The 9,926-nt window shown below is 53.2% G+C and carries 5 protein-coding genes; 4 read left to right on the forward strand and 1 reads right to left on the reverse strand.

Annotated features, from left to right (window positions below):
- The first annotated feature begins 713 nt into the window (after nt 1–713).
- The 4 genes from R6U67_RS15145 (at nt 714) to R6U67_RS15160 (ending at nt 8,815) form a co-directional block, all read left to right on the forward strand.
- Entirely contained in the window at nt 714–893 is a 180-nt protein-coding gene (locus R6U67_RS15145) for a hypothetical protein (RefSeq protein WP_410253324.1), read from the forward strand.
- Nucleotides 894–1,026: 133 nt separating this feature from the next.
- Nucleotides 1,027–2,346: an ATP-binding protein gene (locus R6U67_RS15150; RefSeq protein WP_410253325.1), complete on the forward strand. Its 1,320-nt coding sequence runs from the start codon at nt 1,027–1,029 to the stop codon at nt 2,344–2,346.
- Nucleotides 2,347–2,363: 17 nt separating this feature from the next.
- A complete protein-coding gene (locus R6U67_RS15155; protein ID WP_410253326.1) occupies nt 2,364–7,268 on the forward strand; it encodes a hypothetical protein in 4,905 nt (1,634 codons plus the stop codon).
- A gap of 239 nt (nt 7,269–7,507) precedes the next feature.
- Nucleotides 7,508–8,815 (forward strand): adenylate/guanylate cyclase domain-containing protein, encoded by a 1,308-nt coding sequence (locus R6U67_RS15160; protein ID WP_410253327.1) that lies wholly within the window; start codon nt 7,508–7,510, stop codon nt 8,813–8,815.
- 721 nt (nt 8,816–9,536) lie between these two features.
- Here R6U67_RS15160 and R6U67_RS15165 read toward each other — a convergent pair.
- Nucleotides 9,537–9,926, reverse strand: a 390-nt coding sequence (locus R6U67_RS15165) for a 1,4-alpha-glucan branching protein domain-containing protein (protein ID WP_410253328.1), incomplete at its 5' end; no start/stop codon positions are given.

Genomic DNA, 9,926 nt, shown 5'->3' on the forward strand with positions numbered 1-9,926 from the left:
GGGTGGGTTCGCCTCCTGGGAGGGGCTAGGGGTGGGTTCGCCTCCTGGGAGGGGCTAGGGGTGGGTTCGCCTCCTGGGAGGGGCTAGGGGTGGGTTCGCCTCCTGGGAGGGGCTAGGGGTGGGTTCGCCTACAATTTTGTATCAAATGCAACAAATCACACCGTATATCCTGAAGACTAGAAAAATAGAAATTTCAGGCTAATTGAAGACCCTAGAAACTCCCCAAAAAATAAACGCAAAACATTAACCATTGCGGCGGTAAACCACAAAAAAATAGCGTTTTATTGTTCATTCTCCCATTCATTCTCCCGTACAGAATTTCAGGTCTGATCCATTCATACCATTTTTCGATATTGTCGGGGCATTGTCGGGGCAAAAAAAATTTCGCCCCGACTGGCTAGACATCCAACACCGAGGAGAGCGAACAGCCGTATTGGGAAGGGTTACCAGTGAGTTCCCCTACAGACATCTATGGCACGAATGAATAAAAAATGGTAGAGATTCCAGGGACTGAACGAACAGGACTGAAACTGTCATAGCCGCAACCCGAACTTCTGAGAAACTTGCCAGAATTAGGGTAAGACTCCTTGAAAAGAGAACTAAGGACATCCTCTCTCATCGGCGGGTGAGTCTAAAGTGATGTCCAAGTTTAACGTTATGGAGTTTTCCCAATGAGAACCACTGTTCAAGTCATCCCTTGTGACTCTAGATCTTTGCGTGAGCGTCAGACCGCGATCGTGATCAGCCTAACCCTGGGGATTTTGTCCTTACTCACTCCCCTATTCACTCAACTGAGACTGTCAGCCGAACCTCATCATTCCCCAGAATCAACCTTACTGGCGGGACGAGGGGAAGAGTCCGATAAATGTGTTTGGCTAGGAATTTGTGACTAAGGCCAGCTTAGAGTTTTCTTCCCCAGCGTTGTGTTAGCCGAACTCGGTGAACCATTCATCTCAATCCTGAACTGGGTTGCAAATTGGGTGCATCTCCACAACCCCAACCCCAACCCCAACCCAACCCGCCATTATGATTGCATCTTTGGACCTGGCGACGGTCTATCGAGCCTGTAATCCGAGTCAAACCCTCGATATTACCCGTCCCCAAGACCGTCGTTACTATGTTGACCTATCAAAAGCCCGAGGAGGAGATCTCCTTGGGGAACTCGATGCAACAATTCGTTTGTTTTGTCCCCAAGAACCCACCTGTCAATTACTCGCGGGCCATATTGGCTGTGGAAAATCGACCGAATTGCGACGACTCCAGGCCCGTTTACAGAATAATGGCTTTGCAGTGGTCTATTTTGAATCCTCTCAGGATTTGGATATGGCGGATTTAGACGTGGGAGATATACTCTTGGCGATCGCCCGTCAAGTCTATGATAGTTTTGGTCAGAGTCTAACCATCGAACCCGCCGGTCAACTCTTTTCCCTAATCAAAACAGCCAATAGTCTTGTCGCCACCGATATTCCGACCCTAGACCGATCTCCTCATCGCGATGGCTTCGGTCGTCAACTGCAACAACTCAGCGCACGAACCCACGGGCGACCCGATTTGCGATCGCAACTACGACAATACCTCGAACCTCGTATTCAAACCTTTCTCGATGCCTTTAACAACGAACTCATCAATCCAGTCGTGCAGCAATTACGAGAGCAAAACAAAGCCGGTTTAGTCATTTTAGTTGACAATCTCGATCGCCTAGAAACCAACCAAAAACCCTGGGGGCGACCCCAACCCGAATACCTGTTTGTCGATCGCGGCGATCGCCTCTGCAAACTCAACTGTCATGTCGTCTATACCATCCCCTCCAGCCTCCTCTTTTCCCGCGACCTGAGCCGCCTCACCATGAGCCTTGGCCTCGATCCCAAGGTGCTTCCCATGGTCGCCGTTCAACAGCGCCAGGGCAGCCTCTCAAAGCCCGGATTAAGGCATTTGCGGCAACTCATCCTAGCCCGAGCCTTTCCCGACGCTTCACCCCAAGCGCGACAACAGAAGTGCGATCGCCTCTTTGACCATCCCCAAACCCTGAATCGCCTCTGTTATGCCAGTGGCGGACATCCGCGAAATTTGCTACGGTTATTCCACCGTCAAATCGAAAAAGAGCGTCAATTTCCCCTCTCCCAAACCTCCCTCAAATTGACCCTACGGGAGCGACGTGACCAACTTTTACGAAGCATCAGCCACGACGAACGAGACCTCTTAAAATTCGTCGTCAAACATAAAAAAATTAGCGGTGATGCCGACTATCAATCCCTAATTCATAGTCTTCTCATCTTTGAATATCGAGACAATCAAGGGTCTTGGTTTGACGTCAATCCTCTCCTCAAAACAGCGACCTTCCACTAACATCAGGATGACTCCCCATGGACCGACTCCCCGTTTCTCCTACCCACGGCCCCAAACCCCAGACCCAGACCCTCGACGAACTGCGCTTCAGCCTCGAAGCCGCCGAGGGACAATTCAAACTCATGTTTGTCCGTTGCAACTACCAAAGCCTGCGATCGCAACTCCTACAGACCCTACAAGCCACCACCACCCTTGAAATTCAAACCATCGACATCCAAGCCAACGCCTGTAGTCTCTTTCACACCCTCTACCCCTATCGCACCCCTCATCACCCCGCCGTCCTCTCCCTCAACGGCTTAGAGACCGCCAACGACCCCGATCGCCTACTGCGATCGGCCAACCCCGTCCGCGAAGAATTTCGCAAACATTTCCCCTGTCCCCTACTGCTTTGGGTCAACGATCGTCTCCTCAACCAACTCATCCGCCTCGTTCCCGACTTTGAAAGTTGGGGAACCACCTATCACTTTAGCCTCAGCCCCGACCAACTGCGACAACAACTGCGTAACCAAAGCGATCGCCTCGAACAAAAACTCCTACAAGGCGATGGCCCCCTAGCCCAATGGCATCCCAACGCCACCCTCACCCAAGACCGCGATCGCGAAGAACTCCGCAGCGCCCTCGAAGCCCTACAACAGCAACACCAACATCTCAACCCCGACTTAGCCGCCCGCGTCCAAGTCCTCGTAGGACGCAACGCCTACGAACGGCCGCGCATTCCCCTCGACACCGCCCGCCGCCACTTCCGCAACGCCCTTAACTATTGGCAACATCAGCCCCAACATCCCGACTCCCTGCAAAAACAAGCCCTTCTCCATCTCCATCTCGGCTTAGTCGCCCTGCGCGATCACGATAGCCGTCGTCTCGATCACAGTCAGTATCCCGACGGCCAAACCGCCCTCGACACCGCCCGTCAGCATCTGCAAACCGGCGTCGATCTCTTCGACAGTAACCAACAGCACGATGCCGTTGCCAAAATTCTGCCCATCCTCGGCGAAACCCTACATCGCCTCGGTCAGTGGGACCGCCTCAACCAACTGGCCCACCGCGCCATTCCACTCCACAAAACCCATGGCGACCCCCTCTATCTCGCCCTTGACTATGGCTTTTTAGCCAAAATTGCCAGCCTCGAACACCATTGGTATCGCGCCCAAGCCTGGGCCGATCGCGCCCTACAAGCCTTAGCCCAACTCGACATTCAACAACCCTTTCCCCTACCCTTCCAATTTCTCATCAGTCAAACCATTCGCCTACTGCTCGTCAGCGCCCAACAGCAGCTCGATCGCCCCCACAGCGCCCAAGACAACCTAGACATCGCCCTAACAGACCTACCTCGTGCCTTAAAAGACTCCGCCCACCAAATCGACCCCCATTGCTACCTACGACTCCTCGACAGCCTCCGGGATAGCTACCGCCAACATCAACAATATCTGGCCGCCTTTCACATCAAACAGCGGCAACGATCCATTGAACAACAATATGGATTTCGGGCCTTCATCGGCGCCGGCCAACTCAAACCCCAACGGCAACATTTCCCCTATACCCCCACCAACGCCAGCCGCCAGGCGGCCAAACCCGGCCACGTCGCCCCAGAAATCCTGGCCTCACCGCGATGGACCGATATCGAGATCATTCGCGAACGCCTGGCCCGGCCTGAATTTAAACTCATTACCCTCTATGGTCCTTCGGGAGTGGGCAAAACCTCCCTCATCGACGCGGGCCTAGTTCCCGCCCTGCAACAGACCAGCATCGGCATTCGCACCCCCCTGCCGATTGTGGTACGAGTCTATGATGATTGGGGCGCTCGCATTCGGCAACAACTCGACCCATATCTTGACCTCCCCAGTCCCGAGTCTACGGCCAACGACCCCTACGGCGATCTCCTCAAGGCCCTGAAACTCGCCAGCCAGCGCAATCACTTTGTCGTCTTGATCTTTGACCAATTTGAGGAATTTTTCTTCGCCAACACCAAAGCCGATCAGCGTCGGCCCTTCTATGACTTTCTCAAGCGCTGTTTTGATATCTTCTATGTCAAAGTGCTATTGTCCCTGCGAGAAGACTATATTCACTGTCTTTTAGACTGCGATCGCCAACTGGCCATCACCGCCCGAGACCACAATCTCCTCGATCAACACCGTCTCTACTACCTCAGTAGCTTCAGCCCCGACGATGCCCGGCATCTAATTGGCCATCTCACCGAAACCCGGCCCCATCTTGACCTAGAACCGGCCCTGATCGATGCGATCGTCGAGGATTTAGCCAACGAATCCGGTGACGTGCGCCCCATCGAACTACAACTGATTGGCGCCCAACTGCAACATAAAAACATCACCCGCCTCAACCAATATCGACAACTCGGCGTTAACCCCAAACAACAACTCGTCGAAGACTTCCTCGAAGATGTCATCCGAGATTGCGGCCAAGAAAACGAAACCGCCGCCCGTCATCTCCTCTATCGTCTCACCGATAAACAGGGGCATCGTCCCATCAAAGCCTATTCAGAACTCGCCCGAGACTTCAACGACAGCAGCGATGCCCTGGATCTGATCTTAGAAATCTTCGTTAAATCCGGGTTAGTCTCCCTATTGCCCGAAGCCCCCGAACCCCGCTTCCAACTGGTTCATGATTACCTGGTGGCGTTTATTCGTCTCTCACGGGAACGGGCTGACGTTCAGGCCCAGGCTGACTTACAAGAGACCAACCTACGGCTGAGTCAGGAAAAAGCCATTCTCAAACAACTGACCCAGGCCCAGGAACAACAACGGCAAACCGATGCCCGTATGAAACGATTTTGGATTGTCGGGGCCGTGGTCTCCTTGCTGGGAGCCGCTGTATTAGGGGTGGTGGCTAACCTGGCTGTCCGCGCCCAAAAAACCGCTGCGATCGCCGAAATTAAAGCCCGCAACGCCGCTGCACGGGCTTATTTGCCTTTGACCCCCCCGGACTCCTTTTCCGCCCTCTTAGAGAGCCTACGAGCGGGGGAGCGCTTCGGAGAACTCAAGCCCTCAGATCCTGACCTGTTACGGGACATTGTCCCCCAACTGCAACAGTCCCTGGAAGTCACCTTTGAACAAAATCGCATTGAGACCCCCAGTAAAGGACTTCTCGACCTCAGTTTTAGTCCAGATGGCAGTTTTTTGGTCACGGTGGGGTTAGAAAATACCCTCGATTTCTGGAGTAGTGATGGGACCCTACAACAGCGGCTTGCGGCCCATGACAAGGCCGTCACCAGTTTAAGCATCAGTGCCGATGGACAACGGATTTTGACCGGCAGCGATGATAAAACCGCTAAACTTTGGAGTCATCAGGGACAGTTGTTGCAAGTTCTCGATAATGGTGAATCTACCGTCACCAGCGTGCAAATTTCCCCCGATGGCCAGACCTTGGCCATCGCCGATGCTGAGGGTCAAGTGAAACTCTGGACGGGAGAGGAGGACCCCGAACAGGTCATCGCCGCCCATCGCAACTGGGTTTTGGGCCTGAGTTTCCACCCCGACGGGGAACGCTTCGCCAGTGCCAGCCGAGATGGTACCGTTAAACTCTGGAATCGGGCCAATGGAACCCTCGCCCAAACCTTGACGCCTCACGAGAGTGGCGTGACGAGTTTGGCCTTTAGTCCCGATGGAAGCCAATTGGCCACCAGTGATGCAGATGGCAATGTTTGGCTACGACGAGGTACAACCTATCAAGAGATTGAACGGCTACCCTCGGTTAGTGATAGTCGTATTCTGGATCTGCGGTTTAGTCCTGACGGTCGCTTTATGGCGACGACCACCGCCGAGGGAACGGTCTATGTCTGGACCGCTGAGGGTCAGTTACGGCAAGAGTTACGGGGTCATCGTGATGCGGTGTGGGGAGCCAGTTTTAGCCCCGACGGAACTCGACTGGCCACGGCCAGTTCTGATACCAGTATTCGCTTTTGGCAACTTCAGCGGGATGTGGAGACGGTGTTGGAAGCGAAGCAGGGAGAGGTTTGGGCGGTGGGTTTTTCCCCCGATGGAACCCTATTGGCTTCGGCCCATGAAGGGGGAACGGTGCAACTATGGACCCTTGATGGTCAACGACAGGGGACTCTGGAGGGCCATGAGGATACGGTTCTCAATGTCAGTTTTAGTCCTAATGGTCGCTTTTTGGTCTCGACGGGGGCCGATGATACCGTACGGTTATGGCAAGTGGGCCAAGAGGAGGCGCTGCGGGTTTGGTCTCCGGGCCAGGGGGTTCGCACGGCTAGTTTTAGTCCCGATAGTCGTCAGTTACTGACGGCGGGGGATGATGGTACTGTTGTGATCACTCGGGTGGCTGATGGGGTACGACAACGGACGATTCAGGCCCATGAGGAGGCGGTGAATAGTGTGGCTTGGTATCCTGATGGGACTGGGTTTGTTTCGGCCAGTCGCGATCGCACCCTACGGCGCTGGAGTCGGGATGGAACTCGTCAGGCTACGTTTGAAAGTGGTTCGGGTTCGACGGGTTCGGTGAATTGGGTTAGTGTCAGTCCTGGGGGGGATTTGATTGCCTCGGCTAGTTCCGATAATCGGGTACGTCTGTGGACGTTTGAGGGGGAGTTGTTGCAGGTGATGCAAGGTCATACGGGCCGGGTCAATTGGGTGAGTTTTAGCCCTGAGGGAATGCCGCTACAATTGGTGTCGGGGAGTGATGACCGCACGGTTCGTCTTTGGCAGTTAGATGGAACGAATACAGAGATCTTTGAAGGTCATGGGGACAGTGTTTTGAGTGTGGGGTTTCATCCTCGGCAAGAGTTGTTAGCCTCAGCCAGCAAGGATGGTACGGTGCGGCTGTGGCTGTTGCCGAGTTGGGGGAATTTGCAGACGTTGTTGACCCGAGGCTGTGCTTGGGTCGAAGACTATCTCAAGAGTTCTGAACCCCTAGAGGCGGGAGAGGGACTATCATGTCAACGCCGTTGAGGGTCTTAATGGTCTGAAATCGAGGCACAATTGAGATCTCAGTTGACTCCAATATGGGAATCAAAGATTGGAGTTGGGGGATTATTGCAACTACCCTAAAAGGGAACTTGGCTCGATCCCTCGACTGGGTTACATCAAGGTGTTTGCCTCGCAAATTTATGAATCCATTGAGACTGCGACGAGATCTTCAGGGTGTATTGACATTTTTAAAAACCTGTGCTAAATACCGGACACCCAGGATGCCCGAGTATGAGATTTGGCGCGATCGCTTTGTTCGCCATCGTCTCAGTTTGGGAGTCTGGCTGGTGGGATTGGCTTACTCCTCGTTTCTGGTTTTGCAACTGTGGAATTTCTACTTTGACCGCAGCGCCTTTAATTCCATGTGGTTGACCACACAACTGATCACATTGATGGCCATGGTGGTTTGTGGCCTGCTGGTGCGATCGCGCTGGGGACAACGTTATAGTGGTCTGGTCTTCTTGTTTTTTTCGGGAACTGTTAGCCTGATTCCCCTGATTCAGCGGGCGATCGCCAACAACTTGGAACCCTCACTGCTAGTCTGGCCGGCAATTTTTCTGGGACAAGCCACCCTAATTCCGGTGCGTTGGCGGCTGCACGTTGTGGCCCAACTGATCGCCTTAGGACCCTATTGGCTGTTAGATATCGTGTTCGACATTCCTTCCAAGATTCCCCTAGCCAACTTGGGTTACTTAGGCTTATGGGTTTATTTGGGTTGGATCTGTGTGATTTGCAATTTATCCGTTTATCTTTACGAACGACTGCGGCGATCGGAGTTTACGGCCCGCCGCCAGTTGGAGATCGCGTATCACCGCATCGCCGAGGAACAGGAGCGATCGGAGAAGCTATTACTGAATATTCTGCCCCATACCATCGCCAAACGACTGAAGGAACAGACCGAATATGTGGCGATCGCCGATAGTTTTAGTCACGCTGGGGTCTTATTCGCCGATATTGTCGGTTTTACCGCCCTATCAACCCGCATTTCTCCGCCGGAGTTGGTGCAACTCCTAAATGAGATCTTCTCTGAGTTCGATCGCCTCGCAGAACTTCATGGACTCGAAAAAATCAAAACCATCGGCGATGCCTATATGGTGGTGTCTGGCTTACCTGAGACGCGGGATGACTTTGCTGAGGCGATCGCCGATATGGCCCTAGATATGCGAGATGCTCTCGCCAACTTCAATCAGCAACATCATCTCCAAGACTATCCCAACTTCTCAATGCGCGTCGGGATTGCGATCGGGCCAGTCGTGGCCGGGGTGATTGGCCTGAAAAAGTTTATCTACGACCTCTGGGGGGACACCGTTAACCTGGCCAGTCGTATGGAATCCCACGGATTACCGAACGCCATCCAAGTCACTCAGGAAACCTATAACGTCCTACAAGACCAGTATCACCTCACCTATCGCGGCGAAATCGAGATTAAGGGCAAAGGCAAAACCCCCACCTATCTCCTCCTCGAAAAATCCCCAAAACCCTTATCGAGTCAAACGTCCAGTCGCCCTTCTTCTCCCAAAAATATCTGAAATTTGCCAAAAAAAACGCCCAAGACCGAAATCTGGGCGTTGCCATCAGGGTGCATCTACTAAACACACTATAGCGGTGAGGGGTCTGACCCCGCAACCCTATTAACAAAACTTTACATTTCGAGCCACAAAAAAGGGCAAAAGGCGAGAATCCAGGGTCTCCCCTCTTGCCTCTTGCCTTTTGCCTCTTGCCTTTTGCCCCTTCCTGCGTGACGTACTCCCGACACCGATGCAAGCATACGGTGCGGGCTTCTCCCACCGGAAGTGTTCTACCACTGGCTACCGGGTTCGAGCTTTTTATAGTGAGGGAGACGCCCAGCCCCACTGTTAAAATTGTTATTCTCCACAAAGGAGGCTTGCCTTGAGGATTCCTATTTTGCGCTTTCCAGTAATCGTGTTCCAGCTATGGGTGTCTACACTGTCGCTTGGCAGGAAATACCGTAGAAATGCCGTCTCTATATTTGCGGCACGCAGCTTAATTTTACCAGATTGGCGGGTTGCCTGTCTACCTCCGCTGCCCGCTTTCAGCAATTCTCATTATGGAAATTTTGCCCTAGCCTATTGAGACAATTCTGAATAAGGATTCTCGAAGGCCGTATTCTTTCGTTCAAGATTGGGCATCTTGGACAGGATGCGGGTCAAAATGAGAATTGCTGGCCCGCTTTCATCCCGTCACTCACGCTCCGCGTAGAGCGCGGGGCTTTCGCGGGGTAGCTAATCCCTACAACGGACGATAGACCCGATAATTGATACTCGGGAAGATGTTATCAATGGCTTCGACCTTCTCAATCCAGCCCGAGTCAATCTTGCCCACATGGACATCATCATAGATTTTGTGGAAGCGCATCAAATGAGAGCGAGTGCGGCGAACGGCATAAGGAACCATCGTTCCAGTACGCATAATAAACGCCCAGTCCGACGATTGCGCCAAGAGAAGTTCTCGGGCCGCCTGATTAAGCGCTCGCCATTCCAACTCGTCAGCCGGTTCGCGTTTACTCAACTCAATCATTCGTTCCGTGGCTTTGTGGAGATGGGGATACACCCAAGCATTGGTATCATTGAGCCAATACTCATGGAACCCCCGGAAGCCCCAACTCGACTGGGACGGTTT

This window comes from Sodalinema sp. (assembly GCF_046483825.1).
Classification (GTDB): Bacteria; Cyanobacteriota; Cyanobacteriia; order Cyanobacteriales; family Geitlerinemataceae; genus Sodalinema.